The organism is Actinacidiphila sp. bgisy167 (genome assembly GCF_057707665.1).
Genome location: NZ_JBYIQP010000025.1, coordinates 58,285 through 83,200, shown reverse-complemented (window position 1 = coordinate 83,200; position 24,916 = coordinate 58,285). Strand labels below are relative to the sequence as shown.

Genomic DNA, 24,916 nt, shown 5'->3' with positions numbered 1-24,916 from the left:
ATCCCGCCGATCCACCACAGGGAGCAGAGCTATGGATTTTGGTCTCGTCCTGCAGACGGACCCGCCCGCCGCGCGGGTCGTGGAGCTGATGCGGCGTGCCGAGCGCAACGGCTTCAGCCACGGCTGGACCTTCGACTCGACGGTGTTGTGGCAGGAGCCGTTCGTCATCCACAGCCAAATTCTGGCGCGGACCGAGCGGATGGTCGTCGGCCCGATGGTCACCAACCCGGGGACGCGGACGTGGGAGGTGACCGCGTCGACCTTCGCGACGCTGAACGAGATGTTCGGCAACCGCACAATCTGCGGGATCGGGCGGGGCGACTCGGCGATGCGGGTGGCGGGCCGCAGGCCCAACACCCTCGCCCGCATCGAGGAGGCGATGCACGTCATCCGCGAGCTCGCCGAGGGCCGCGAGGCGGACCTCGGCGGCACGACCGTGCGCATCCCCTGGATCAAGGAGGGAGCGGAACTTCCCGTGTGGATGGCGGCGTACGGGCCGAAGGCGCTGGCGGTCGCCGGGGCGAAGGCGGACGGGTTCATCCTGCAGCTCGCCGACGTGTACCTGACGGAGTGGATGGTCAAGGCGGTCAGGGACGCCGCGGTCGCCGCCGGACGCGACCCGGCGGAGGTGAAGGTGTGCGTGGCCGCGCCCGCGTACGTCACCGAGGACGACTCCCCGCAGGCGCTGGCGCACGCCCGTGAGCAGTGCCGCTGGTTCGGCGGCATGGTCGGCAACCACGTCGCCGACCTCGTGGCGAAGTACGGCGAGGTGTCCAGCGCCGTCCCCCAGGAGCTCACGGATTACATCAAGTCCCGTCAGGGGTACGACTACTCGCACCACGGCCGTACCGGCAACCCCGACACCGCGTTCGTCCCCGACGAGATCGTCGACCGCTTCTGCCTCATCGGCACCGCCGAGCAGCACATCCAGAAGCTGCGCGCCCTGCAGGCCCTCGGCGTCGACCAGTTCGCCCTGTACGACATGCACGACGCCAAGGAGTCCGCCATCGACGCCTACGGCTCCACCGTCATCCCCGCCCTCCGCGGCTGAATCCCCGGCCCGCCATCCCCCGCACGGCACGTTCGATCCCCGTACCCCTCGAACGAAGGGGGCTGCCATGACAGCCACCGCTCCACCCCCTGCCGGAAGAGCCGGGGCCGAGGCCCGCGTCGAACTCCCGCCCGACGCCGTCCCGACCGGCCCCTACGCCAACGAGGACCTGCTCCCCGTCCCGCTCGCCCAGCGGAAGTGGACCACGTACAACTTCACCGCGCTGTGGATCGGGATGGCCCACAACGTCGCCTCCTGGACCCTCGCCTCGGGCCTGGTCGCCCTCGGCATGGACTGGAAGCAGGCGGTGCTCACCATCGCCCTCGCCAATGTCATCGTGCTGGTGCCGATGCTGCTCACCGGCCACGCCGGACCCAAGTACGGCATCCCCTTCCCGGTGTTCGCCCGCGCGTCGTTCGGGGTGCGCGGAGCCAACCTGCCCGCCCTGGTCCGGGCGGCGGTCGCCTGCGTGTGGTTCGGCATCCAGACCTGGATCGGCGGTTCCGGCATCTTCCTGCTCGCCGGAAAGCTGTTCGGCGACTCGTGGGCCACCGCCGGGACGGTCGGCGGCTACCCCTGGACGCAGTGGCTGTCCTTCGTCGTCTTCTGGATCCTGCAGGTCGCGATCATCGTGCGCGGCATGGAGACGGTGCGGCGCTTCGAGAACTGGGCGGCCCCCTTCGTCATCGTCGGCGCGATCGCGCTGCTGATCTGGATGACGAACAAGGCCGGCGGCCTCGGCCCGCTGCTCGACCAGCCCTCCGCCCTCGGCTGGGGCGGGGACTTCTGGAGGGTCTTCTTCCCCGCCCTCATGGGCATGATCGGCTTCTGGTCGACGCTCTCCCTCAACATCCCCGACTTCACCCGTTACGCCGCCGGGCAGCGCGCCCAGCTGTGGGGGCAGTCGCTCGGCCTGCCCACCACGATGACGCTGTTCGCGCTGCTGTCGGTGCTGGTGACCTCCGGCTCCCAGGCGGTCTACGGCGAGCCGATCTGGGACCCGGTGGCGCTGGCGGCCAAGCTCGACAACTGGGCCGCGGTGCTCTTCGCGCTGATCACGGTCCTGGTGGCCACGCTGTCGGTGAACATCGCGGCGAACGTGGTCTCGCCCGCCTTCGACCTGTCCAACATCGCGCCGCGCAGGATCAGTTTCCGCACCGGCGCGCTGATCACCGCGGTCGTCGGTGTCGTCATCTTCCCGTGGAAGCTGCTGGCCAGCCCGCAGGCGTACATCTTCACCTGGCTCGGCACCGTCGGCGGCCTGCTGGGCACGGTGGCCGGCATCCTGATCGCCGACTACTGGATCCTTCGCCGCACGCGGCTGGAACTCGCCGACCTGTACCGGACGGACGGCAGCTACTGGTACTCCGGCGGCTGGAACTGGCGGGCACTGGCGGCCTTCGTCGTCGGCGGTGTCCTCGCCGTCGGCGGCTCGCACTCCGGGCTCGACGCCAAGGGCGTCAAGCAGGGGCCGTTCCCCGTCGACGGGTTGATCCCCTTCCTGAAGCCGCTCGCCGACTACGGCTGGGCCGTCGGCCTCGCCGCCTCCCTCCTCGTGTACGTCCTGCTCAGTCGTCTCGCGCCGCAGCGCGAGGACTGAACCGGCGCCCCACTCGCGGGGCCCGGGTCCGGCCCGCTCAGCGGCCGGGCCCGGGCCCCGCCGCGCGCTGCGCCTCGTGCGCGAGCAGCGCCACATAGAGCGAGGTCAGCTGTTCGAAGTCGTCCAGGTCGATGCCGAGCAGCGACTCGATGCTCTGCAGCCGCCGGTACAGGGCGGGCCGGCTGACGTGGTGCACCTGGGCGGCCGCCGACTTGTTGCGGCCGGTCGCCAGATAGGTGCGCAGCACTTCCAGCAGCGCCGGGTTCCCCAGCAGCGGCCCCAGCTCCCGTCCGATGAAGGCCTGTAGCTCCGGCTCGTCGCGCAGCAGCCGCACCAGTCCGCGCAGCCGGACGTCGCGCAGCCGGGCCACCGGCGCGTCCGGAGGGCCGGCGACCGCGGCGTCCGCCACGTGCACCGCCTCGGCGAAGGAACGGCGCACCTCGTCCAGTTCCCGGCAGCCGAAGCCCGCACCGACCACCGCGGTACGCCCGCGACCGGCGAGTTCGCCGTGCACCCGCACCGCCACCTTGTGCACGGCGGCGTCGGCGTCCTGGCCTTCGGGGATGCTGAGCAGGACGGCTGTGCCGGCCGATCCGATCCGCGCCACCAGCCCGGCGACGCCCGGATCCTCGGCCAGCGCGTGCTCGATCAGCTCCGGCATGCCGTCCCGGTCGTCCACCGGTCCGGCGCCGAGGGGGCGGACGACGACGGGCACGAAGGTGCGCCGCCCCACCGGGAGCCCGGCGGCCCGCACCCGGGTGACCAGTTCCCCGGTGCGGGCGGTGCCCGCCGCCAGGTCGTGCAGCAGCGACTCGGCGGACTGGTCCTCCCACCCCCGGTCCTGGTCGCCGAGGAGCCGGTGCATGGCCAGTGCCTCTGAGGCACGGGCGCCCAGCACCCGGCCGAACTCCTCCGGGCCGTGGTAGCCGAAGAGCACCAGGCGCCCCCACTGGCGGGCCCGGGCCTCCAGCGGCGCGACGACCCAGCCGTCCGGGCCGACCGTCACCGTGCCGCCGGCCAGTTCGGCGACCTGGCCCGAGACCCGCTCCCAGTCGCGCAGCAGGTCGTTGAGCGACCCCTTGTCCCCGGCCGAGGCCAGCGCCCGCCCCGCGAGGTTGACGACGACGGCGGGACATCCGCTGAGCGCCGCTATCTCGTCCAGCACCTGCTGGAGGCCGGCCCCGGAGAGATTGAGGGCCGTGAGCGCGGAGCGGACCCGGTCGGACAGGTCGAGCGCGGCGAACCGGCCGTGCACCAGGCGTGCGTGGACCTCCTCGGTGAGCCGCGCGAACGGCGCGGGCCGGTGGAGCACGACCAGCGGCACCCCGCAGCGCTCGGCGGCCCGGCGCATCGGCTCGGGGGTGGTGCGGAACGCCCGGCCGAGGCCCAGGACGACCGCCGCGACGTCGGCGCGCCGCATCGACTCGACGTACTCGCGCTGCGCCCGCTCGTCGCCCGCCAGCAGCAGTCCGGTGGTCAGCACCATCTCCCCGCCGCTGAGCATGACACCGACGTCCGGTGCCTCGGCCACGTGCAGCCAGCGCACCGAGCGGTGCAGATGGGCGGAGCCGGCCACGACCTCGGGCACCCAGGCCGCCACGAGGTCCAGGTCGAGCACGTCGCGCACGGTGAGCCGCCCCGCCGTACTCGCCGGGGGTGTGTCCGGTCTGCCGTCGTCCACGCGCCCACGCCCGTCCCTCGTGCCGCCAGGGGTGGGAGTCTAGCCATCCGTACCCCGCCCGGGGCGCTCCGCGCGCGGGATCAGAGCCCGTAGACGCGCCGCGCCGTGCCGGAGAAGACCTTCCGCCGCTCGCCGTCGTCCAGTGCGCCAGTCAGGGCGCCGGCGGAGTCGACCACCTCGGCGTAGCCGGCGGCGAGACGGCACACCGGCCAGTCGGAGCCGAACATCAGGCGCCGCGGCCCGAACGCGTCGAGCGCGGTGGCGGCGCAGGGCCGCAGATCCGACGCCGTCCAGGTGTCCCAGTCGACCTCGGTGGGCATGCCGGAGAATGTGCATGAGGTGTCGGGCCGGGCGGCGAGTGCCTTGTCAAACCATCACCGTAGAAACGCAGGTCAGCGCCGTGTCAGCCTGCGTCAGCCGGCGGCAGCGGATCGGCCACGAAGGTGCCGCGGGCCGGACGGGTGGCCACCAGACCCGCGTCCCGCAAGATGCTCAGCGCGCGCCGAACCGTGCCCGGGACCGACGCCGAAGTCATGCGTCATCGCAAGCTCACCCGGCAGGCGCGAACCGGGTGCGTACTGACCAGTGCGGATCTTGCGTTCAAGAATCGCCACAAGCTGCTCGTACACGTAGTCGGGGGAGTCTGCGTTAATCCTGTCCACGCGTCGACCGTAAGCCACTACCCGCAACCACGCATTACCCAGCACCACCACAAACCACTACCTATTACTCGCTACGCTCGGTTACCCGAGATGCAAAAGCGCCCCGGCAGGACGCGGCTACGTCCGTACCGGGGCTTACCGAGAAATGGAGTATGCGGCACCTTATCGCTGCTCTCGTTGCATGGTTCCTGCCTGCTCGCGTCGACGTCGGGCAGCAGCAACTCCGCCACCGGCACAGCGGGTCCGGCGCGTACCCAGCGCGCTGCCCACCCATCGTTCCCCGCGTTTCGCGGAAGTCTTCGACGCTGACGACCTGCCGCTTGTCTGCCCCTACGTGCTCGCGTGGGAAGCGCGGCAAGAGCAGCAGCGGCGACGTGAACGGCGACGGGCTCTTGCGTTGGCGGCGCTGGGGCAGGACATGCCGGGGCGTGCGGCGTGATCGTGGCGGCGAAGTTCTGCGGCGAGGTTCCCAACGTGCCAACTGACAGTTGGCGGTATGGGGCTTGCAACCTTCCGGCCGGACACAGCGGCGATCACGTGACCGACGCGTGCCACACGTGGGCGCAAACTCCTGCCAAGCCAGCGCGCGGCATGGCGAGTCTGCGCCTGCTTCCGTGGACAACTTCGGACGGCCGGCCCGCATACCTGCCTGACGGCAACCCGGACGGGATGCTCGCACAGACGGCGAAATACGGCACCATGCCAGGCATGGACGCTGGAACAGCCGCCTCACTGGGGGCACTTGCGGGTCTGGAGGCGTCGTCGGAGACATCGGCCTTGAAGCCGGTCAGTTCCCTGGGCAGCCCGTCCGGCGCCAGGTCCAGGACGGCGACCCGGGCGCCGCGCGCGGCCAGCAGCCGCGCGGTCGCCAGGCCGATCCCTGAGGCGCCACCCGTTACGAGGGCGCCGAGGCCCTCCAGGTCGCGCGACTGTCCGCTCATACCGTCCCACCTTCCTGCCGTGCCCGGTCGGTCACCCAGAACGTACCGCCGGGGTGGCGGTACGCGTGACACGGCCGGCCCGGGGCGAGGCGGGCCGGCCCGATCCGCAGGAGGCCGCGGACGAACCGGCGCGGTCGGGGCCTTGCGGTCGAGGGGGGTGTATCGGCGTATCCTGCCGGACGGGGGTGATGTGCACGTGGAGTCTGCGAAGGTCGTCGAAGAGCTGTGGCAGCGGATCCAGGCGCGCGACTGGGCCGGTGCCGGTGAACTGATCGCCGAGGACGCCGTGGTGGAGTGGCCCGTGAGCGGTGAGCGCATCGTCGGGCGGGCCAACTTTCTCGCCGTCAACAGCGAATACCCAGAGGGTTGGTCGGTGCGCGTCCTCAGGGTGGTGGCCGACGGCGACCAGGTCGTGTCGGAGGTCGACGTGCCGCATGCGGACCTCGGTGAGTTCCGGGCGGTGTCGTTCTGGACCGTCCGTGACGGGCGGGTGGTCGTCGGCCGCGAGTACTGGACGAGTCCGGGCTCGGACCCCCGTCCGCAGTGGCGCGCCCGCTACGTCGAGCCGATGTAGCGGGCGCGCCCTGGTACCGGGCGGGACGGTCAGCCGCCGATCGCCGGGTCGCTGGTGCTGTCCCGGCCGGTCTCGACATGGCCGGCGAGACGGCGCTCGAAGGCGGCGTCGTGGTCGGCGGTGACGGTCAGGTCGTACCAGCCGTGGGTGTGTTCGGTCCCGGCGGCGTGGACCACGCGGGCACCCGGGCGCAGCCGGTGGGACGTCGGCTTGTGCCCGCCGTAGCCGTCCCGGACGGTGAGCGTGACCGTCGAGTGGCCGTTGTTGGTCAGGACCAGGCGCACCGTGCCGCTCTTGCCGTCGTGACGGGCGCTGACCTCGGCGCCCGCCGTCGCGGCGCGGCCGGCGAAGCGGCGCAGGAAGCCGTTGGGGCCGTGCACGGTGACGTCGTAGCCGCCGTGGGCGCCCTCCGCGGCGTTCCAGGTGCCGGTGAGCGAGTGCCCCGACCCGACGGTGTACGTCCACGGACCGGAGGCGTCCGTCGCGGAGGTGACCAGGAAGCCGGCGCCGGCCTCGCCGTGGGACGCGAACTCGATCCGCAGCGTGCCCGCGGCGCTGACCGCGCCGTCCGCGGCGAGGTCGTACGGGACGGGGCGCGCGGGACGCAGTCCGCGCTCCTGACGGGGCAGCGAGCCCTCGGCGGGAGGCACCGGCGAGTAGTCGGGGTGGCGGTCGCCGTCCGGCGGGAGGTAGCCGCGGGTGTCGGGGAGCCGCGGGATGCGGCCGTCCTTGTGCCGGAAGTCGAAGGCCGAGGTCAGATCGCCGCAGACGGCGCGGCGCCAGGGGGAGATGTTGGGTTCGGTCACGCCGAACCGGCGCTCGATGAACCGGATGATGGACGTGTGGTCGAAGGTCTGCGAGCAGACGTAGCCGCCTGTGCTCCAGGGGGAGACGACGAACATGGGGACGCGCTGACCCAGCCCGTACGGACCCGCCGGGCGCCCGCCGCCGCCTGCGTAGACATCGCGGCCGACGTCGACGGTCGACGCGCCCTGCGCGGACGAGGCGGCCGGGAACGGCGGCACGACGTGGTCGAAGAAGCCGTCGTTCTCGTCGTAGGTGATGAACAGCGCGGTCCTGCTCCAGACCTCGGGGTTGGAGGTGAGCGCGTCGAGGACCTGCGAGATGTACCAGGCACCGTAGTTGGCGGGCCAGTTCGGGTGCTCGGTGAAGGCCTCGGGGGCCACGACCCAGGAGACCTTGGGCAGCTTTCCGGCCTTGACGTCGGCGCGCAGGAGGTCGAAGAACCCCTCGCCCTTGCGGGCGTCGGTGCCCGTGCGGGCCTTGTCGTACAGCGGGTCGCCGGGCTCGGCGTCACGGTACTGGTTGAAGTACAGCAGCGAATTGTCGCCGTAGTTGCCGCGGTAGGCGTCGTCGATCCACCCCCAGCCGCCGGCTGCGTCGAGGCCGTCGCCGACGTCCTGGTAGATCTTCCAGGAGACCCCGGCCTTCTCCAGCCGCTCGGGATAGGTCGTCCAGGAGTAACCCTTCTCGTCGTTGCCGAGGACCGGGCCGCCGCCCTTGCCGTCGTTGCCGGTGTGACCCGTCCACATGTAGTAGCGGTTCGGGTCGGTGGAGCCCATGAAGGAGCAGTGGTAGGCGTCGCACACCGTGAACGCGTCGGCGAGCGCGTAGTGGAACGGGATGTCCTCGCGAGTCAGGTGCGCCATCGTCGTGACGGACTTGGCCGGGATCCACTGGTCGTACCTGCCCTGGTTGAAGGCGGCCTGGGTGTCGTTCCACCCGTGCGGCAGGTCCTCCAGGAAGGCCAGGCCGAGGTCGTCGGCGTCCGGGCGGAAGGGCAGCACCTCCTTCGTGCCGTCCGACTGGTGCCAGACCGTCTTCCCGCTCGGCAGCGTCACGGGGTGCGGGTCCCCGAACCCCCTGACGCCGCGCAGTGAGCCGAGGTAGTGGTCGAAGGACCGGTTCTCCTGCATCAGGACCACGATGTGCTCGACATCCTTGATGGAGCCGGTGCGCCGGTGCGCGGGGATCTCCGCCGCGCGGGCGATGCTGGTGGACAGCGCGGTCAGGGCGGCGGTGCCGCCCGCCAGCTGCATGAACCTTCTGCGGTCGAGGGCGTTCATGAAGGGCCTGTCTTCCGGAAGATGCGATGGCCGTCTGATGTACGGGCCCGTCAGCTTCCGCAACTTGTCCGAACAAGTGGGGGCCAGTGAGCGAACCGTTCGGGAAACCTGACCCAACCCGGTGCACAGTCGGCCGTGCCGTGGTCGGGCCCTGCCGTGCCGCTGGGGCGTGGGGGACCGGGCGCCAGGGGCGGGCGCGGGAACGTCCGCTCGCGGTGGCGGGCACGGCCCGGTAGTCTCCGCCGCCGTCCGAGAGCAACCGCCCACAGAGGAGCATTGATCCACCATGACCCGGCCGACCGCCGCCCACTCCACCCTCCACGTGTCCGCGGGCGTCCTGCTCCTCAGCGCTCTGCTCGCCCTCTCGGGGTGCCGGCAGGGCTCCGACGACGGGACGGACGGGGTGGACGACCGTCCCTCCGCCGCGGCATTCGATGTTGCCGAAGCCCTGTCCCACGCGGACCCGGCGCCCTACTCGGCGGCCGTGACCATGACGACCACGGTCGCCGGGTCGCCCACCGTGTCGCAGGGCCGGCTCAACCTGAACGGCCCGGTGACCGGCCGGCTCACCGTGCGCGACCCGCGCAACGGCGTATCGGACATGCGCTACACCGGGGAGCGCGCCTACGTCCGCTTCCGACAGGACGACGGGCTGCCGGGGCGCTGGAACGCGCTGCCGGTGCCGGCCGGCGGGCGCGTCCACCTCGGCAACCTCACCGGCTATGCGGCTCTCCTGGCCGGACGTCCCGGCGCGGACAAGGGGCCGGAGCGGACCGCGGGCCTCGCCGTCCGCCGGCTCTCGGGAACCGTCACCACCGGCGAACTGGCGAAGCTCGACCCGGACGTGTACGGCGACATGACCGCCGACCATATCCGCTCGTTCGACTGCGAGATCTGGGTGACGGCACAGGGCCGCGTGGTGCGTTTCGAACGGAGTCTGGTCAGTGGCGACCGGGGGCCGATCCGTACCGTCGTGACGCTCTCCCGGTTCGGCGCGCCCGAGGAGACCACCGCCCCGGTGAATCCCTGAGCGACCCGGCCGTGTGCCGAAGAGCCGCCGTCACCGCAGGTCAGCGGCGGCCCGCGGACGCGATCGACCCCACCGGGGTTCCGGGGCGAGAGGCATACTGCCCCCATGAACCGTCTCGAACGCTGGGAGCAGCAGACCCGGGCGCCGCTGCTCGCGCTGGCCGTGGTGTTCGGTGCCGCGTACGCCCTGCCGATCCTGGTGCCGGCGGCGGACCCCGCGCTCATCACCACCGCGCACTGGACGGAGCGCACGGTCTGGGCCCTCTTCGCCGCCGACTACGCGGTCCGCCTGGGCCTGAGCGAGCGGCGGTGGGAGTTCGTCAAGCAGCAGCCGCTCAGCCTGGCCGTGGTCGTCCTCCCGCTGCTCCAGCCGCTGCGCCTGCTGCGGCTGGTGTCCGCGCTCTTCCTGGTCGGCCAGCGGGTACGGCCGGCGGCTCAGGTGCGCCTGACGACCTATGTCGTCGGTGCGGTGCTCGGCCTGCTGGCGTTCGGGTCGGTCGCCGTCCTCGAGGCCGAGCGCGGCTCCCCGCACGGCGACATCCGCACCATCGGCGACGCCTTGTGGTGGTCCTTCACCACGATGACGACCGTGGGCTACGGGGACCACGCCCCCACCACGGGTGTCGGCCGGCTCATCGCCGTCGGGCTGATGCTCTCCGGCATCGCCCTGCTCGGTGTGGTCACCGCCAACATCGCCGCCTGGTTCCTCGCGCGCTTCCAGGAGGACGAGGAGGACAACCGCCGGGTCCAGGAGGTGACCGAGGAACTGCTGCGGGAGGTCCGCGAACTGCGCCGGCAGATCGCCGACCTCACGGAGGCCACGACCGGCGCCCCCGCCGCGGCGCCCGGACGCGCCGTCGAATAGCGCCGACGGCCGCCGGACGGTGCCCCCGGATAGGACATCGCGTCCGAACGGATCAAGAGCGCACCGGAATGGGCAAGGTCACAGGTGTGCCCCCTGCTGCTCACCTGCTAACGGGCATTAACCTCTGAGCATGACGGTCCTGCCTGATGACGGGCTTTCCCTGGCCGCCGAGTTCCCGGACGCGACCCACGAGCAGTGGCGGCGCCTCGTAGAGGGCGTCCTGCGCAAGGCGGGCAAGGACGTCCCGGGTCAGGCGGCGGAGGACGCGCTGTCCACCACCCTCGAAGACGGCCTGAGCACACGCCCTCTGTACACCGCGCCGGACGCGACCGACGCTCTCGGCGACCGCGTCGGCCTGCCCGGCTTCGCGCCCTTCACCCGGGGCCGCGCCCCGGCGGGCGGCGTCCTCGGCGGCTGGGACCTGCGCCAGCGCCACGCGCGGCCCGACGCGGCCCGGACGAACGAGGCCGTGCTGGCCGACCTGGAGAACGGCGTCACCTCCCTGTGGCTCGTGCTGGGCGACGCAGGCCTCCCGGTCTCCGCGCTCGGCGCGGCCCTGGACGGCGTCTACCTCGACCTCGCCCCGGTCGTGCTCGACGCGGGCGCGGACTTCGAGGCGGCCGGGCAGGCGCTGCTCGCGCTGTACGAGGAACGCGGCGTGCCCCGCGGCGCCGTGAGCGGCAACCTCGGCGCCGACCCCCTCGGGCACGTCGCCCGCACCGGTGCGGCGGACGCGCTCGCCGCGCACACCGCCGCGGCCGTCGAACTCGCCCGCCGGGCCCACGAGGAGTACCCGGGGCTGCGCGCGCTGACCGTGGACGCCCTGCCGTACCACGAGGCGGGCGGCTCGGCCGCCGAGGAGCTCGGCGCGTCCCTCGCCACCGGCGTGGCCTATCTGCGGGCGCTCACCGAGGCGGGACTGCCGATCGACGCGGCCTGCGCGCACATGGAGTTCCGCTACGCCGCGACCGCCGACCAGTTCCTGACGATCGCCAAGCTGCGCGCCGCTCGCCGGCTGTGGGCCCGCGTCGCCGAGGTGTGCGGCGCGACGGCGGCCGCGGCGGGGCAGCGCCAGCACGCCGTCACCTCGCCGGTGATGATGACGCGGCGCGACCCGTGGGTGAACATGCTGCGCACCACGGTCGCCACGCTCGGCGCCGGTGTCGGCGGCGCGGACTCCGTCACGGTGCTCCCGTTCGACCACGCGCTGGGCCTGCCCGACGCCTTCGCGCGCCGCATCGCCCGCAACACCTCCACGATCCTGCTGGAGGAGTCCCACCTTGCCCGGGTCGTCGACCCCGCGGGCGGCTCCTGGTACGTGGAGCGGCTCACCGACGAGCTCGCCGGGGCCGCCTGGGCCTGGTTCCAGCAACTGGAGCGCGCCGGCGGGCAGGCCGCCGCCCTCGCCTCCGGCCTGGTCGCCGACCGCCTCGCCGCGACCTGGGCCGAGCGCGCCCGGGCCCTGGCCGAGCGCCGTGAACCCATCACCGGAGTCAGCGAGTTCCCCCTGCTGTCCGAGCCGCCCGTCGAGCGCGACCCGGCCCCGGCCGCCCCCTCCGGCGGCCTGCCGAAGGTCCGCAGGGACGAGGCCTTCGAGGCCCTGCGCGCGCGCTCGGACGCCCACCTGGCGGAGACCGGGTCCCGCCCGAAGGTCTTCCTGGCCGCTCTCGGCCCCGCCGCCGCGCACGGCGGCCGCGCCGGCTTCGCCGCCAACCTCTTCCGGGCCGGCGGCGTCGAGCCCCTCCACGACCCGGTGACGGTCGACGCCACGACAGCGGCCGAGGCCTTCACCCGCAGCGGTGCGCGGATCGCGTGCCTGTGCTCGAGCGACGCGCTGTACGAGGAGCAGGCCGCGGACGTCGCCGCGGCCCTGAAGGAGGCGGGCGCGCAGCGGGTGCTCCTGGCCAGCCGCCCCGGCGGGCACGAGGCCGCCTGGTCGGCGGCCGGCGTCGACGGCTATGTGAGCGCGGGCGGCGACGCGGTCGCCGTCCTGACCTCCGTTCTCGACCGGATGGGAGTGGCGTGATGCGGATCCCGGACTTCTCGGAGATCGAGCTGGGACCGGGCGCCGGCAACGGCGCCGGCGAGGAGCAGTGGCGCGCCGCGGTCAAGGAGACCACCGGCCGCGGCGCCGAGGACCTGGTGTGGCAGACGCCCGAGGGCATCGGCGTCAAGCCGCTCTACACCGGCCGCGACCTGGAGGGCCTGGACTTCCTGGGCACCTACCCGGGCATCGCGCCCTACCTGCGCGGCCCCTATCCGACGATGTACGTCAACCAGCCCTGGACGATCCGGCAGTACGCGGGCTTCTCGACCGCCGAGGAGTCCAACGCCTTCTACCGGCGCAATCTCGCCGCCGGCCAGAAGGGCCTGTCGGTCGCCTTCGACCTGCCGACCCACCGCGGCTACGACAGCGACCACCCGCGCGTCACGGGCGACGTCGGCATGGCGGGCGTCGCCATCGACTCGATCTACGACATGCGGCAGCTCTTCGACGGCATCCCGCTGGACCGGATGACCGTGTCGATGACGATGAACGGCGCGGTGCTGCCGGTGCTGGCGCTCTACATCGTGGCCGCGGAGGAGCAGGGCGTACCGCCGGAAAAGCTGGCGGGGACCATCCAGAACGACATCCTCAAGGAGTTCATGGTCCGCAACACCTACATCTACCCGCCGGGCCCGTCGATGCGGATCATCTCCGACATCTTCGCGTACACCTCGCAGAGGATGCCGCGCTACAACTCGATCTCCATCTCCGGCTACCACATCCAGGAGGCCGGGGCCACGGCCGACCTCGAGCTCGCCTACACCCTCGCCGACGGGGTGGAGTACCTGCGCGCAGGGCTCGGCGCGGGCCTGGACGTCGACGCCTTCGCGCCGCGGCTGTCGTTCTTCTGGGCGATCGGCATGAACTTCTTCATGGAGGTGGCCAAGCTCCGCGCGGCCCGGCTCCTGTGGGCCAAACTCGTCCGGCAGCTCGAGCCGAGAAACGACAAGTCGCTCTCCCTGCGCACGCATTCGCAGACCTCCGGCTGGTCGCTCACGGCGCAGGACGTCTTCAACAACGTCACGCGCACCTGCGTGGAGGCCATGGCCGCCACCCAGGGCCACACCCAGTCGCTGCACACCAACGCCCTCGACGAGGCGCTCGCGCTGCCCACCGACTTCTCCGCTCGCATCGCCCGCAACACCCAGCTGCTGCTGCAGCAGGAGTCCGGCACCACGCGGGTCATCGACCCGTGGGGCGGCTCCGCCTACGTCGAGCGGCTGACGTACGACCTGGCGCGCCGCGCCTGGCAGCACATCCAGGAGGTGGAGAAGGCCGGCGGCATGGCGCGGGCGATCGACGCGGGGATCCCCAAGATGCGAGTGGAGGAGGCCGCGGCCCGTACCCAGGCGCGCATCGACTCCGGCCGCCAGCCGGTCATCGGCGTCAACAAGTACCGGGTGGACAGCGACGAGCCGATCGAGGTCCTCAAGGTCGACAACTCCTCCGTGCGCGCCCAGCAGATCGCCAAACTGCGCCGGCTGCGCGAGGAGCGAGACGAGGCCGCCTGCCAGGACGCGCTCGCCGCCCTGACCGCCGCCGCCGAGCGGGGCTCGGGCCAGGGCCTGGAGGGCAACCTGCTGGCCCTCGCGGTCGACGCCGCCCGCGCCAAGGCCACCGTGGGCGAGATCTCCGACGCCCTGGAGAAGGTGTACGGCCGGCATGCCGGGCAGATCCGTACGATCTCCGGCGTGTACCGCAACGAGGCAGGGGAGTCGCCGTCCGTGGACCGCACCCGCGCGCTGGTCGACCGCTTCGAGGTCGCGGAGGGCCGCCGCCCGCGCATCCTCGTCGCCAAGATGGGCCAGGACGGCCACGACCGCGGGCAGAAGGTGATCGCCACCGCCTTCGCCGACCTGGGGTTCACGGTGGACGTCGGGCCGCTCTTCCAGACCCCCGCCGAGGTCGCCCGGCAGGCGGTGGAGGCAGACGTGCACATCGTCGGCGTCTCCTCCCTCGCGGCCGGGCACCTCACGCTGGTGCCCGCGCTGCGCGAGGAACTGGCGGCCGAGGGACGGGAGGACATCATGATCGTGGTCGGCGGCGTCATCCCGCCGCAGGACGTCCCCGAGCTGCTCGACGCGGGCGCCGCCGCGGTCTTCCCGCCCGGCACCGTCATCCCCGACTCGGCGTACGACCTGGTCACGCGGCTGGCCGCCGCGCTCGGCCACGAGCTGTGAGCCCATGCCCCCCACCATCGACCTGGACGCATACGCCAAGGGCGTGCTGGACGGCTCCCGTTCCTGGATCGCGCGCGCCATCACCCTGGTGGAGTCGTCGCGGCCCGACCACCGGGAGCTCGCCCAGCGGCTGCTGACCGAACTGCTGCCGCACGCGGGCAGGGCCCGCAGGATCGGCGTCAGCGGGGTGCCGGGGGTGGGCAAGTCCACCTTCGTCGACGCCTTCGGCACCCTGCTCACCGGTCGCGGCCACCGGGTCGCGGTGCTCGCCGTCGACCCGTCCTCCACGCTGACCGGCGGCTCCATCCTGGGGGACAAGACCCGGATGGAGCGGCTGTCGGTGGACCGTTCGGCCTTCGTGCGGCCCTCGCCCTCGGCCGGGACGCTCGGCGGCGTGGCCAAGGCGACGAGGGAGTCCATGGTCGTGGTGGAGGCGGCCGGCTACGACGTCGTGCTCGTGGAGACCGTGGGCGTCGGACAGTCCGAGACCGCGGTCGCCGGCATGGTCGACACCTTCCTGCTGCTGACGCTGGCCCGTACCGGCGACCAGCTCCAGGGCATCAAGAAGGGCGTGCTCGAGCTCGCCGACGTCATCGCCGTCAACAAGGCCGACGGGCCCCATGAAGGCGACGCCCGCGCCGCGGCGCGTGAACTGTCCGGAGCCCTGCGGATGATGACCCCGGTGGACGCCGCGTGGACCCCGCCCGTACTGATGTGCAGCGCCCTGGAGGGCACAGGGCTGGAGCCCCTGTGGGAGCGGCTGGAGCAGCACCGCACGCTGCTGGAGTCCACGGGGCGGCTGGCCGCCAAGCGGCGTGACCAGCAGTTGGAATGGGCCTGGAGCATGGTCCGCGAGGAGCTGCTGGGCCGCCTCCGGGCGCACCCCGAGGTACGCAGGCTGACCCCGGAGATCGAACAGCAGGTCCGCGAGGGCACGCTGACGCCGACCGTGGCCGCCGCGCGCATTCTCGAGGCCTTCTCGGGCTGAGCGCACGGGGGTTCGCCGTCCGGGGGCCCGTCGGCGGCTTCGGGTCAGGCACACCGCCGCTTGTGGGGAGCCGCCCGGCGGCAGGCGTTCCGCCTGCCCGGGGCCCGGTCGGGACCGCCTCCCACGGACTCCCGAGGGGAGCCGGTCATCGCGTTACCCGGCGGACGAGGCAAGTTGTGGCGTGCTCGTTCCTTGCTGTTCCTTGTACGGCGCGGGAATGTTGGCGATGCCTCGTCAGACTCGCCCGCATGCCGCACTCATCATTCCGCGCGAGGGCCCTGCTGCTCGCGTCCGCGCTGGTCGCCGCCACCGTGAGCGTCGCCGGCGCCGCCTCCGCCGACACCGCCGCGGATGCCACGACCGCCACGACCACCACGGCGGATGACGCCGCGACGGCCGACGCCGGCCGGGTCGTCGTCTCCGCCGACTTCTCCGCGGACTCCCTGCCCCAGGGCTTCAAGGCGGTGCAGGGCGACTGGAAGGTCAGGGACGGCCGTCTGTGGGGCTCGTCGACGAGCTCGGGCCAGCTCAGCCGCCTCACCTTCGGCGAGCACCTGGGCGACTTCCGCATCGAGGTGACGGCCCGTTTCGAGACCGTGGCCGACGCGGGCCGCTGGACCGCGATGGGCCTCGACCTCGCGACCGACGGCTCCGTGCCGTGGTCCATAGCCACGATGCGCACGGGCACCACCGCGTCCAACGGCCTGGAGTTCGCGCAGCGCACGACGAGCAACACCTGGAACGTCACGGACACCCATGCGGCCCCCTTCGCAGCGGGAACCGGCAAGGACGTCAAGATCGCCGCCGAGGTCCACGGGGCGAGCGCCGTCTGGTACTTCGACGGCAAGGAGGTCATGCGCACCAACCGCGTCGCGCGTTCCGCGAACGGCGTCCAGGGCCTTGTGATCAACAACGCCTCGGCCTCCTACGACGACCTGAAGGTCACCGAACTGCCGCCGCGGAGCTGGATCCGCCCCGCCGGCGCGCCTCTCATGGTCATCGCCCACCGCGGCGCCTCCTCCGCGGCCCCGGAGAACACCCTGGTCTCCGAGGAGATAGCCCGCAAGGGCGGCGCCGACTTCATCGAGAACGACGTGCAGCCGAACAAGGACGGCATCCCCTACGTCCTGCACGACTCGACCGTCGACCGCACCACCGACGGCACCGGCGCCATCCGCTCGCTCACCGCGCAGCAGATCGCGGCGCTCGACGCCGGGTCCTGGTTCTCGCCGCACTACGCCGGCGCCCGCATCCCCACGTTCGCCGCGCAGCTGGACGATCTGCGCACGCGGGGCGGCGACCTGCTGCTGGAGATCAAGGGTTCGCACACCAAGGCCGAGGTCGCGACCATCGTCGACCTGATCCGCTCGCACGGCATGCTCGGCCGGGTCTTCGTGCAGAGCTTCGAGGTGGACGCCCTGCGCTACACCTACGAGCTCGCTCCGGAACTGCCCCTGGGGCTGCTGCGCAGCTCCCTGGACGCGGACCCGGTGGCGCTCGCCAAGGAACTGCACCTGGCGTCGTACAACCCCGAGGACGGCGCCCTCGCGAAGAAGCCCTCGGTCGTCGCGGATCTGCACCGGGCCGGCTTGGCCGTGATGGTGTGGACGGTCGACGGCGCCGACCGCTGGAAGGCGCTGGAATCGCTCGGCGTAGACGGCGTCATCACCAACCGCCCGACCGAGCTGGCCGGTTGGAACCAGGCCTTCCTGCAGAACCAGCAGGCCCCCGCGAAGCCCGCGGTGACCGTCACGTCGCCCGCGCCCGGCGCGACCCTCGACCGCGCGCAGACGCCCGTGCCGGCGGTGCAGAGCCAGGACGCGGAGAAGGTGGCGCTCACCCTCGACGGCCGTCCCGTCGAGGCGGGCGCCCGCTCGACCTGACCACCCTCGCCCTCGGTGAGCACACCTTGCGCGCCGAGGCCTCCGGCCCGGGTGGCACCACCGTGGCCACGTCGGTCCTCACGCTCCGGGCCGACGCGACCGGTCTGGCGCACCTCATCCTCACCTCGGGCGCCAAGGACGCCTCGGTCGGCACCATGGCCACGCTCCTCGCCCAGAAGCAGTACAGCACCCTCGCTACCTGGGCGAAGGTGCAGTCGGGCAAGGGTCTCGCCGCCGACCGGGCCTCCCTGATCGCCTCCGACGCCAAGGTCCTGGCCGCCGCGTCCTGACGACGGCCTCCAAGGCCACCGCGTCGACCACCGCGTCCTGACCACCGCCCCCTTCCGGCGCCGCCTCGGCGCCGGAAGGGGGCGTCGCGCTGCCCGGGTCAGGACTCCGCGCGGCTCCAGCGCGGATCGCGGCCCGTGCCGGCCAGCAGTCGGTCGACATCGTCTTCCAGCGGCACGGCACCGCCCTGGACTCCGGCGAGGCCGCGGGCATCGGGCGCGGACTGTTCGCGCAGAAGCTGGAGGCTGCCGGACACGTCTGCGGCATCCAGTTCCGGCCAGGCGGTTTCCGGACGTTCGCGCCCGCGGCGCCGGTGTCCCACTGGACGGGGCGGCGGGTCCCGCTCGACGAGGCACTGCCGGGCCACGAGACCGTGCCGGGCGCGGTGGTCGGCCCGCGGGACGATGACGCCCGTGTCGCCGCCCTCGACGCGTTCCTGCTCTCGCTCTCCTTCGTGCACGACCCGCGGGCGGCCCTCGCGACGGCTCTGGCCGACCGCGTCCGGCGCGACCGGAGCATCCTGCGGGTCGAGGGCTTCGCCCGCGCCGAGGGCTTGCCGGTCCGCTCCCTCCAGCGGCTGTTCGCCTCATACGTCGGTGTCGGCCCGAAGCGGGTCATCCTCCGTTACCGCGTCCACGAGGCGCTGGAGCGCGCGCACGCGCACCCTTGCGTCGACTGGGCCGTCCTGGCCGCGGAACTCGGGTACTGCGACCAGGCCCCTCTCGTCCGGGACTTCACCGCGACCGTCGGCGTACCGCCCACCGGCGTACGCGGGGTGAGCGGCCCCGCCGCACGAGCGTGGCGGAGCGGGGACGCCGCAGCCGGCGCCGTGGGTGCCTCCGGCCGGCGGCGGGCCTTCCGCGGCGCTCGCCCTGCGTGCCGGCATCGAACCAGCCGACCGGGGCGCCGCGGCTCGACGAGGCGGTCGCCGACCGCGACGGGGCGGGGCGCGAGGCGGTTCGGGGAGCGGGGCCGCGCACCGCTGGGCGGGGCTGGATCCGCGCCGTTGCCGGTCATCGCGGGTGCGGGGCTCCGACGTGCCCAGCTCGGGCACAGGCGCACGGGGGAAGGCCGTCGGGCTCCGGTCGCCGGAGAGGGGCGGTGCGGCGCCGCCGCCTGCGGGCCCGGGCAGGGACGGGGATGTGCGCCTGCGGCCTCCGCACGGGGCGTCCGGGAATGGCCGCCCCCCTCTCCGCGTTGAACCCCACGTCCAAGGAAATGAAAACCATTATGGACGCAGAGAGGAACCCCATGGCACGCAGTGAGCAGCGCCCGGTGGTCACGCTCCGTTCCACCGCCGGCACAGGCACCGCCTATGTGACCCGCAAGAACCGGCGCAACGACCCCGATCGCCTCGTCCTCCGCAAGTACGACCCGGCCGTCGGCCGCCACGTGCCGTTCCGCGAGGAGCGCTGACACCGGCGCACGCCGCCGCCCGCCGTCCCTTCCGCAGACGCAGACTGGAGCACACCGTGCAGCACTCGATCCACCCCGCCTACCGTCCGGTCGTCTTCCGTGACCGCAGCGCGGACCACGCCTTCCTCACCCGCTCCACGATGACCAGCGACAAGACCGTCGTCTGGGAGGACGGGAACACCTACCCGGTGGTCGACGTGGAGACCTCCTCCGCGAGCCACCCCTTCTACACAGGCAACGCCCGCGTCCTGGACACCGCCGGACGCGTCGAGCGCTTCGAGCGCCGGTACGGAACCGGCGCCCGCCGCGCCTGAGCCGCGGGGGCGGCCGCGGCTCCCTCAGGTCTTGCGGAACGTGTACGCGTCCTGGGCCGCCGCGGCCACCGCGTCCAGATCGGCGCCCGCCGACGCGGTGACGACCGCGGCCACCGCGCCCTCGACGAAGGGCGCGTCGACCAGCCGGGTGCCGGGCGGCAGCTCGTCCTCGTCGGCGAGCAGTGTCTTCACCGTCAGGACCGCGCTGCCCAGGTCCGCGAGGACGGCGACACCGTCGCCCTCGTCCACCGAGTGCGCGGCGGCGGCGATCCTGGCGGCGTCCGTGCCGAGTCCGCCGTCCGGGGCGCCGCCCGCGGCGGCCACCGGGACCCTGGCGCCGGCGCCGCTCAGCCCCGCCGCCATGGCGGCGACCGACTCGGCGACCTCGGCGCTGTGCGACACCAGAACCACTGCGACCGTCACGCGGCACCTCCTTGCGCCGTGCGGGCGAGGACGCCCATCAGGAGCGCCGAGGACGTGGCGCCCGGGTCCTGGTGCCCGATGCTGCGCTCCCCGAGGTAGCTCGCCCGCCCCTTGCGGGCCTGCATCGGCACGGTGGCCAGCGCGCCCTCGTCGGCGGCGATGGCGGCCGCCGACAGCGCCTCGGCGAGCCCGGCGCCCTTGTCGAGGGCGAAGGACAGCGCCTCCACGGCCGGCGCCAGCGCGTCCAGCATCGTCTTGTCGCCCTGTACGGCGCCGCCCAACTGGGCCACGCCGTCCACCCCGTCCCGCAACGCCTGCGCGAACTGCTCCGGCACGACCTGCCGGGCGTCGCCGAGGGCCTTCCCCGCCTTGCGCAGCAGTGTCCCGTACAACGGGCCCGAGGCGCCGCCGACCGTACTGATCAGCTGCCGTCCGACCAGGACCAGCACGCCGCCCGGAGTGTCCGGCGGCTCCTTGTCCACCGCGGCGCGCGCCGCGGCGAAGCCGCGCAGCATGTTCGCCCCGTGGTCGGCGTCCCCGATGGGGGAGTCCAGCTCCGTGAGCCGGTCCGCCTCGTGCTCGATCACCGAGGCCGCGGCGGTGAGCCAGCGGCGGAGGAAGGCCGCGTCGATCGCCTGGCCCGCTCCGGTGGACGATGCCTCGCTCATCTCTCCCGCTCTCCTCACCCTCGCTCAGGCGCCCCAGCGCAGGCCCGGCGTGCTCACCGGCGCGTCCCACAGCCGCAGCAGTTCCTCGTCCACCTGGCACAGGGACACCGAGGCACCCGCCATGTCCAGCGACGTCACATAGTTGCCGACCAGTGTGCGGGCCACCGTGACGCCGCGCGCCCCGAGCACGCGGTGGACCTCGGCGTTGAACCCGTACAACTCCAGCAGCGGCGTCCCGCCCATGCCGTTCACCAGCAGCAGCACCGGGCCCTGCGGGTGCAGGTCGTCCAGGACGGCGTCGACGGCGGCCTCGGCGATCTCGCCCGACGTCATCATGGCCCGCCGCTCCCGTCCCGGCTCGCCGTGGATGCCGATGCCCAGCTCCAGCTCCCCGGCCGGGAGGTCGAAGGTGGGAGCGCCCTTGGCCGGAGTGCTGACCGCGGTCAGCGCCACGCCGAAGCTGCGCGAGAGCTCGTTGACGCGTCGGGCGACGGCCTCGACCCGCTCCAGCGGCGCCCCCTGCTCGGCGAGCGCGCCCGCGATCTTCTCCACGAAGAGCGTGGCGCCGGTGCCGCGCCGTCCCGCCGTGTAGAGGCTGTCGGTCACGGCGACGTCGTCGTTGACCAGGACCTTGGCGACCGTGATCCCCTCGTCCTCGGCCAGCTCGGCGGCCATGTCGAAGTTCAGCACGTCACCGGTGTAGTTCTTCACGATGAACAGCACCCCGGCCCCGCTGTCCACCGCCGCGGCGGCCCGCACCATCTGGTCCGGAACCGGGGAGGTGAAAACCTCGCCGGGGCACGCGGCGTCCAGCATCCCGCGTCCCACGAAACCGCCGTGCAGCGGCTCGTGCCCCGACCCGCCCCCGGAGACCAGTCCGACCTTCCCCGCGACCGGCGCGTCCCGGCGCACGACCACCCGGTTCTCCACGTCGACGGTCAGCTCCGGGTGTGCGGCCGCGAGCCCCCGCAGCGCGTCGGCCACCACGGTCTCCGGGACATTGATCAGCATCTTCATCGAACGGCTCCGTCCAAAGGCTGGGTCTGGCGGTGCTGCGCTGTCACATCAGCCTACAAATCCGCCGCGTTCTGGGCAGTCCCGATGACGCATCCGTCTCCTGCGCGCCGTGCACGGAGCTTCGGCCGGGGTCGCGGTGTACGGGGCCGGGCGGCCGTCCTCCAGGCTTGTCGGATCGTGCGCCGGGAATCTACGGTGATCGGCGCCGACCGTTCGCCACGGCCCGCCGGACACCGCGGCCCGCCTCGTCCGGCCGGACGCCGACTTTCCCGAGGAGCCCGCCCTGCCCATGACAGATCTCCTGATCGACCTCAACGCGGATCTGGGGGAGGGCTACGGCCGGTGGGTCCTCACCGACGACGACGCGCTGCTGTCCGTCGTGACCAGCGCCAACGTCGCCTGCGGCTTCCACGCGGGCGACCCCGGCATCATGCGCCGGGTGTGCGACTCCGCGGCAGCGCGCGGGGTGCGCATCGGCGCCCAGGTCTCCTACCGCGACCTCGCGGGATTCGGCCGGCGGGCGATGGAGGTGCCCGCCGACGAGCTGGCCGACGAGATCACGTACCAGATCGGCGCCCTGGAGGTCTTCGCCCGCGCCGCCGGTGCCCGGGTGGCCTACGTGAAACCGCACGGGGCCCTCTACAACAAGGTCGTCGTGGACGACGAGCAGGCAGCCGCCGTCGCCGCGGGCACCCGGCTGGCAGACCCGGCCCTGCCGGTGCTCTGCCTGCCCGGATCGGCGATGGAGCGCGCGGCCCTGCGGGCCGGGCTGGACGTGGTGGGCGAGGCCTTCGCCGACCGGGCCTACACCGCCGCCGGCACACTCGTCCCGCGCGGCACCACGGGCGCGCTCATAGCCGACCCCCACCAGGTCGCCCGGCAGGCGGTCGCCCTCGCCCGCGACGGTGTCGCCACCGCACTGACCGGTGAACGGGTCGCGGTCCGGGCACGGTCGCTGTGCCTGCACGGCGACTCCCCGGACGCCGTCGCCACCGCCCTGCGGGTGCGGTCGGCGCTCGAGGCCGCGGGGGTGCGGCTGGCGGCGTTCGCATGAGGGTCCTCAGGGTCGGCGAGGACGCGCTCCTGATCGACCTGCCCAGCCCCGAAGAGGCGTGGTCCTGGCACGCCGAGCTCCTGCGCCGCCGCGGCGACGGCACCCTCGGGCCGGTGCGCGAGATCGTTCCCGGCGAGCGCACCGTGCTGCTGTCGGGGGTGGCCGACGCCGCCGCGCTCAGCGCCGGGTTGCGCGGTTGGTCCGTCACGGCCAGGGCGGCGGGAATCGGGCCGCTCGTGGAGATCCCCGTCCGCTACGACGGGCCCGACCTCGCGGTGGTGGCCGAGCGGTGGGGCGTGCCGGAGCAGGACGTGGCGGTCGTGCACAGCGGCACCGAACACCGGGTCGCCTTCTGCGGTTTCGCCCCGGGCTTCGCCTACATGACCGGGCTCGGCGAACGGTACGGCATACCGCGCCGGGCCGAGCCGCGCACCTCGGTGCCCGCCGGCTCGGTGGCCGTCGCGGGCCGCTACACCGGCATCTACCCGAGGAGTTCACCCGGCGGCTGGCACCTCATCGGGACCACCTCCGTTCGCCTGTGGGACCTCGACCGCGAACCGGCCGCGCTGCTCGCGCCCGGCACCCGGGTGCGCTTCGTCCCCGCGCCGGACGGGACCGGCGCATGAGCGCGGGCGAGCTGAGGGTCGTCAGGGCCGGCGCGCTGACCACCGTCCAGGACCTCGGGCGGCACGGGCACGCCGCCCTCGGCGTCGCCCGTTCCGGGGCCCTGGACGGGCCCGCGCACCGGCTCGCGAACCGCCTGGTGGGCAACGCCGACGGCGCCGCGACCCTGGAGACCACGCTGACCGGGGTCGCCGTCCGGGCCCTCCGTCCCGCCGTCGTTGCGGTCACCGGCGCGCCGGCGCCGGTCGTGGTGGACGGCCGCCCCGCCCCATGGGGCGCCGCCGTGCGGCTGCCGGCCGGCGCGGTGCTCGAGGTCGGGGCCGCCACGCGGGGCGTGCGCAGCTACCTCGCGGCCGCCGGGGGAGTCGCCGTCCCCCCAGTGCTCGGCAGCCGCTCCACCGACCTCCTCTCGGGGCTCGGGCCCGCGCCGCTGAGGGACGGGGACGTGCTGCCGCTGGGGCCGGCGCCCGGGCGACCCGGCCGCGCCGACCTCGCCCCGCACGCCGGTCCGCCGCGCGAACTCGTGCTGCCGCTGCGGCTCGGGCCGCGCGACGACTGGTTCACCGCCGCCGCCGTCCGCACCCTCGCGACAGGCCGCTTCCACGTCTCGGACCGCAGCAACCGCATCGCGCTGCGCACCACGGGACCCGTGCTCGAACGCGCCGTGCACCGAGAACTGCCGAGCGAGGGCATGGTCGTGGGCGCCGTCCAGGTGCCGCCCGAGGGAAGGCCGGTGGTCTTCCTCGCCGACTCGCCCACCACCGGCGGCTACCCCGTCATCGGTGTCGTCCCCGAGCGGGCCCTGGCGGCTGCCGCCCAGGCCGCACCGGGGCTCCCGGTGCGCTTCGTGCCCCACCGCTGAGGCCGGCCGCGGGCCGGGAACACGACCGGAGCGCGGCAAGGAGTGCGTACCGTGCCGAGGGGCCGCCGGGGGGCGGCCTGCGAAGTGGGACGGGAGGCCGAAGGCCTCGCGGCCATCCGCATGTCGTGGCGGTCCCGGCCGGTCGGCTCGCACCCCTGCTGGACGTACCCCTGCTCGGCCGACAGGCAGGGAACCGGGGTCCGTTCGACCTCGCCGGTGACGAAGCAGCCGGCCGGGTGGAGGAAGGGGCGCCCCGCCTCCGGTGACGCCTGTACCGTGCTCCCGTCGGCGGCGAAGACCGGGGGGGCAGGTCGAGTTCGCGGCCCCGGGGATCGGTGACGGCGAAGCGCACCGGCCGCTGGTCGTGGGCCTCGGTGAAGCCGGCCTCGGCCAGCGCCGCGACCACGGCGTGCTCCTGGTCCCGGCGGTGCATGAGGTCAGGTCCGGTGGTCGCGGGTCCGCCTCCCCAGCAGGGCGTCGCTCCCCCAGCCCCCGCCGACCCAGACCCGCGCCCCGGTCCTGCGCAGCAGGTCGAGGATCTCGACCACGTCCCGGCCGGTCGTCATCGCCGCTTCCGCCTCTCGTCCGGGTCGGAGCTGAGAGTCCCACCCGGAGTATGCTGAACGCAGCGGTGGCCCCCGGCGGCCGCCGCGCGGCGGTGG

General features: G+C 73.4%; 21 protein-coding genes and 4 pseudogenes. 16 read left to right on the top strand and 9 right to left on the bottom strand.

Features of this window, described 5'->3' with window-relative positions; all coding sequences use genetic code 11:
- Positions 1-31: 31 nt before the first annotated feature.
- Together AC3ET4_RS12935 and AC3ET4_RS12930 are read left to right on the top strand one after the other, a co-directional pair.
- Positions 32-1,051, top strand: a complete 1,020-nt coding sequence (locus AC3ET4_RS12935) for a TIGR03842 family LLM class F420-dependent oxidoreductase (RefSeq protein WP_431948863.1) — start codon at positions 32-34, stop codon at positions 1,049-1,051.
- Between the two features lie 67 nt (positions 1,052-1,118).
- Positions 1,119-2,651, top strand: a complete 1,533-nt coding sequence (locus AC3ET4_RS12930; protein ID WP_431948862.1) for an NCS1 family nucleobase:cation symporter-1 — start codon at positions 1,119-1,121, stop codon at positions 2,649-2,651.
- A 37-nt stretch (positions 2,652-2,688) separates the two neighbouring features.
- Here the strand turns inward: AC3ET4_RS12930 and AC3ET4_RS12925 are convergent, their stop codons facing one another.
- The 3 genes and pseudogenes from AC3ET4_RS12925 to AC3ET4_RS12915 form a co-directional block, all read right to left on the bottom strand.
- Entirely contained in the window at positions 2,689-4,332 is a 1,644-nt protein-coding gene (locus tag AC3ET4_RS12925) for a PucR family transcriptional regulator (RefSeq protein WP_431948861.1), read from the bottom strand.
- Positions 4,333-4,412: 80 nt separating this feature from the next.
- A pseudogene (locus tag AC3ET4_RS12920) lies at positions 4,413-4,697 on the bottom strand (amidohydrolase family protein); the annotation flags it as partial.
- Between the two features lie 1,034 nt (positions 4,698-5,731).
- A pseudogene (locus AC3ET4_RS12915) lies at positions 5,732-5,935 on the bottom strand (SDR family NAD(P)-dependent oxidoreductase); the annotation flags it as partial.
- Positions 5,936-6,131: 196 nt separating this feature from the next.
- On the opposite strand from AC3ET4_RS12915, the gene AC3ET4_RS12910 reads away from it, so the two are divergent.
- Complete coding sequence (locus AC3ET4_RS12910; protein ID WP_431948860.1) at positions 6,132-6,509, top strand: nuclear transport factor 2 family protein; 378 nt, start codon at positions 6,132-6,134, stop codon at positions 6,507-6,509.
- Between the two features lie 29 nt (positions 6,510-6,538).
- On the opposite strand, the gene AC3ET4_RS12905 is transcribed toward AC3ET4_RS12910, so the two are convergent.
- Positions 6,539-8,596, bottom strand: coding sequence for a phosphocholine-specific phospholipase C (locus AC3ET4_RS12905; protein WP_431948859.1), 2,058 nt, complete (start codon positions 8,594-8,596; stop codon positions 6,539-6,541).
- Positions 8,597-8,882: 286 nt separating this feature from the next.
- Here AC3ET4_RS12905 and AC3ET4_RS12900 point away from each other — a divergent pair, with 286 nt between their 5' ends.
- The 10 genes and pseudogenes from AC3ET4_RS12900 (at position 8,883) to AC3ET4_RS12855 (ending at position 19,606) form a co-directional block, all read left to right on the top strand.
- Positions 8,883-9,626 carry a hypothetical protein gene (locus tag AC3ET4_RS12900; protein ID WP_431948858.1) on the top strand — a complete coding sequence of 248 codons (744 nt, stop codon included), beginning with the start codon at positions 8,883-8,885 and terminating at the stop codon, positions 9,624-9,626.
- Positions 9,627-9,731: 105 nt separating this feature from the next.
- Positions 9,732-10,490, top strand: coding sequence for a potassium channel family protein (locus tag AC3ET4_RS12895; protein WP_431948857.1), 759 nt, complete (start codon positions 9,732-9,734; stop codon positions 10,488-10,490).
- Between the two features lie 130 nt (positions 10,491-10,620).
- Positions 10,621-12,516, top strand: coding sequence for a methylmalonyl-CoA mutase small subunit (mutA, locus tag AC3ET4_RS12890; protein ID WP_431948856.1), 1,896 nt, complete (start codon positions 10,621-10,623; stop codon positions 12,514-12,516).
- A complete protein-coding gene (scpA, locus tag AC3ET4_RS12885) occupies positions 12,516-14,717 on the top strand; it encodes a methylmalonyl-CoA mutase (protein WP_431948855.1) in 2,202 nt (733 codons plus the stop codon). The genes mutA and scpA overlap by 1 nt, the downstream gene beginning before the upstream one ends.
- Before the next feature lie 4 nt (positions 14,718-14,721).
- A complete protein-coding gene (meaB, locus tag AC3ET4_RS12880; RefSeq protein ID WP_431948854.1) occupies positions 14,722-15,705 on the top strand; it encodes a methylmalonyl Co-A mutase-associated GTPase MeaB in 984 nt (327 codons plus the stop codon).
- Positions 15,706-15,953: 248 nt separating this feature from the next.
- Entirely contained in the window at positions 15,954-17,588 is a 1,635-nt protein-coding gene (locus AC3ET4_RS12875; RefSeq protein ID WP_431948853.1) for a glycerophosphodiester phosphodiesterase, read from the top strand.
- Between the two features lie 62 nt (positions 17,589-17,650).
- Entirely contained in the window at positions 17,651-17,878 is a 228-nt protein-coding gene (locus AC3ET4_RS12870; RefSeq protein WP_431948852.1) for a hypothetical protein, read from the top strand.
- Between the two features lie 89 nt (positions 17,879-17,967).
- Positions 17,968-18,639: pseudogene (locus AC3ET4_RS12865) on the top strand (helix-turn-helix domain-containing protein); the annotation flags it as partial.
- Positions 18,640-19,127: 488 nt separating this feature from the next.
- Positions 19,128-19,292: a 50S ribosomal protein L33 gene (rpmG, locus tag AC3ET4_RS12860; protein ID WP_431948851.1), complete on the top strand. Its 165-nt coding sequence runs from the start codon at positions 19,128-19,130 to the stop codon at positions 19,290-19,292.
- A 56-nt stretch (positions 19,293-19,348) separates the two neighbouring features.
- Entirely contained in the window at positions 19,349-19,606 is a 258-nt protein-coding gene (locus AC3ET4_RS12855) for a type B 50S ribosomal protein L31 (protein ID WP_431948850.1), read from the top strand.
- A 24-nt stretch (positions 19,607-19,630) separates the two neighbouring features.
- On the opposite strand, the gene AC3ET4_RS12850 is transcribed toward AC3ET4_RS12855, so the two are convergent.
- Genes AC3ET4_RS12850 through dhaK form a run of 3 tightly spaced genes read right to left on the bottom strand, consistent with a single transcriptional unit; the run spans position 19,631 to position 21,714 of the window.
- Entirely contained in the window at positions 19,631-20,029 is a 399-nt protein-coding gene (locus tag AC3ET4_RS12850; protein WP_488175934.1) for a PTS sugar transporter subunit IIA domain-containing protein, read from the bottom strand.
- Positions 20,026-20,697: a dihydroxyacetone kinase subunit DhaL gene (gene dhaL, locus AC3ET4_RS12845; protein WP_431948849.1), complete on the bottom strand. Its 672-nt coding sequence runs from the start codon at positions 20,695-20,697 to the stop codon at positions 20,026-20,028. The genes AC3ET4_RS12850 and dhaL overlap by 4 nt, the downstream gene beginning before the upstream one ends.
- A gap of 24 nt (positions 20,698-20,721) precedes the next feature.
- Positions 20,722-21,714, bottom strand: a complete 993-nt coding sequence (gene dhaK, locus AC3ET4_RS12840) for a dihydroxyacetone kinase subunit DhaK (RefSeq protein WP_431948848.1) — start codon at positions 21,712-21,714, stop codon at positions 20,722-20,724.
- A gap of 289 nt (positions 21,715-22,003) precedes the next feature.
- Here dhaK and AC3ET4_RS12835 point away from each other — a divergent pair, with 289 nt between their 5' ends.
- Genes AC3ET4_RS12835 through AC3ET4_RS12825 form a run of 3 tightly spaced genes read left to right on the top strand, consistent with a single transcriptional unit; the run spans position 22,004 to position 24,254 of the window.
- Positions 22,004-22,768: a LamB/YcsF family protein gene (locus AC3ET4_RS12835; RefSeq protein WP_431948847.1), complete on the top strand. Its 765-nt coding sequence runs from the start codon at positions 22,004-22,006 to the stop codon at positions 22,766-22,768.
- A complete protein-coding gene (locus tag AC3ET4_RS12830) occupies positions 22,765-23,394 on the top strand; it encodes a 5-oxoprolinase subunit B family protein (protein WP_431948846.1) in 630 nt (209 codons plus the stop codon). Before AC3ET4_RS12835 ends, AC3ET4_RS12830 begins: the two co-directional genes overlap by 4 nt.
- Positions 23,391-24,254 carry a 5-oxoprolinase subunit C family protein gene (locus AC3ET4_RS12825; protein WP_431948845.1) on the top strand — a complete coding sequence of 288 codons (864 nt, stop codon included), beginning with the start codon at positions 23,391-23,393 and terminating at the stop codon, positions 24,252-24,254. The genes AC3ET4_RS12830 and AC3ET4_RS12825 overlap by 4 nt, the downstream gene beginning before the upstream one ends.
- On the opposite strand, the pseudogene AC3ET4_RS12820 reads toward AC3ET4_RS12825, so the two are convergent.
- Together AC3ET4_RS12820 and AC3ET4_RS12815 are read right to left on the bottom strand one after the other, a co-directional pair.
- A pseudogene (locus tag AC3ET4_RS12820) lies at positions 24,161-24,687 on the bottom strand (nucleotidyltransferase domain-containing protein). The gene AC3ET4_RS12825 and the pseudogene AC3ET4_RS12820 sit on opposite strands and share 94 nt — an antisense overlap.
- 4 nt (positions 24,688-24,691) lie before the next feature.
- Entirely contained in the window at positions 24,692-24,820 is a 129-nt protein-coding gene (locus AC3ET4_RS12815; protein WP_431948844.1) for a nucleotidyltransferase domain-containing protein, read from the bottom strand.
- Between the last annotated feature and the right edge of the window lie 96 nt (positions 24,821-24,916).

Coding starts and splice junctions, on each gene's coding strand:
- mutA (WP_431948856.1), top strand. CDS start 10,621: ATGACGGTCCTGCCTGATGACGGGCTTTCCCTGGCCGCCGAGTTCCCG.
- rpmG (WP_431948851.1), top strand. CDS start 19,128: ATGGCACGCAGTGAGCAGCGCCCGGTGGTCACGCTCCGTTCCACCGCC.
- AC3ET4_RS12895 (WP_431948857.1), top strand. CDS start 9,732: ATGAACCGTCTCGAACGCTGGGAGCAGCAGACCCGGGCGCCGCTGCTC.
- AC3ET4_RS12905 (WP_431948859.1), bottom strand. CDS start 8,596: ATGAACGCCCTCGACCGCAGAAGGTTCATGCAGCTGGCGGGCGGCACC.
- AC3ET4_RS12830 (WP_431948846.1), top strand. CDS start 22,765: ATGAGGGTCCTCAGGGTCGGCGAGGACGCGCTCCTGATCGACCTGCCC.
- scpA (WP_431948855.1), top strand. CDS start 12,516: ATGCGGATCCCGGACTTCTCGGAGATCGAGCTGGGACCGGGCGCCGGC.
- AC3ET4_RS12835 (WP_431948847.1), top strand. CDS start 22,004: ATGACAGATCTCCTGATCGACCTCAACGCGGATCTGGGGGAGGGCTAC.
- AC3ET4_RS12935 (WP_431948863.1), top strand. CDS start 32: ATGGATTTTGGTCTCGTCCTGCAGACGGACCCGCCCGCCGCGCGGGTC.
- AC3ET4_RS12815 (WP_431948844.1), bottom strand. CDS start 24,820: ATGACGACCGGCCGGGACGTGGTCGAGATCCTCGACCTGCTGCGCAGG.
- AC3ET4_RS12930 (WP_431948862.1), top strand. CDS start 1,119: ATGACAGCCACCGCTCCACCCCCTGCCGGAAGAGCCGGGGCCGAGGCC.
- dhaL (WP_431948849.1), bottom strand. CDS start 20,697: ATGAGCGAGGCATCGTCCACCGGAGCGGGCCAGGCGATCGACGCGGCC.
- AC3ET4_RS12900 (WP_431948858.1), top strand. CDS start 8,883: ATGACCCGGCCGACCGCCGCCCACTCCACCCTCCACGTGTCCGCGGGC.
- dhaK (WP_431948848.1), bottom strand. CDS start 21,714: ATGAAGATGCTGATCAATGTCCCGGAGACCGTGGTGGCCGACGCGCTG.
- AC3ET4_RS12825 (WP_431948845.1), top strand. CDS start 23,391: ATGAGCGCGGGCGAGCTGAGGGTCGTCAGGGCCGGCGCGCTGACCACC.
- meaB (WP_431948854.1), top strand. CDS start 14,722: ATGCCCCCCACCATCGACCTGGACGCATACGCCAAGGGCGTGCTGGAC.
- AC3ET4_RS12875 (WP_431948853.1), top strand. CDS start 15,954: ATGCCGCACTCATCATTCCGCGCGAGGGCCCTGCTGCTCGCGTCCGCG.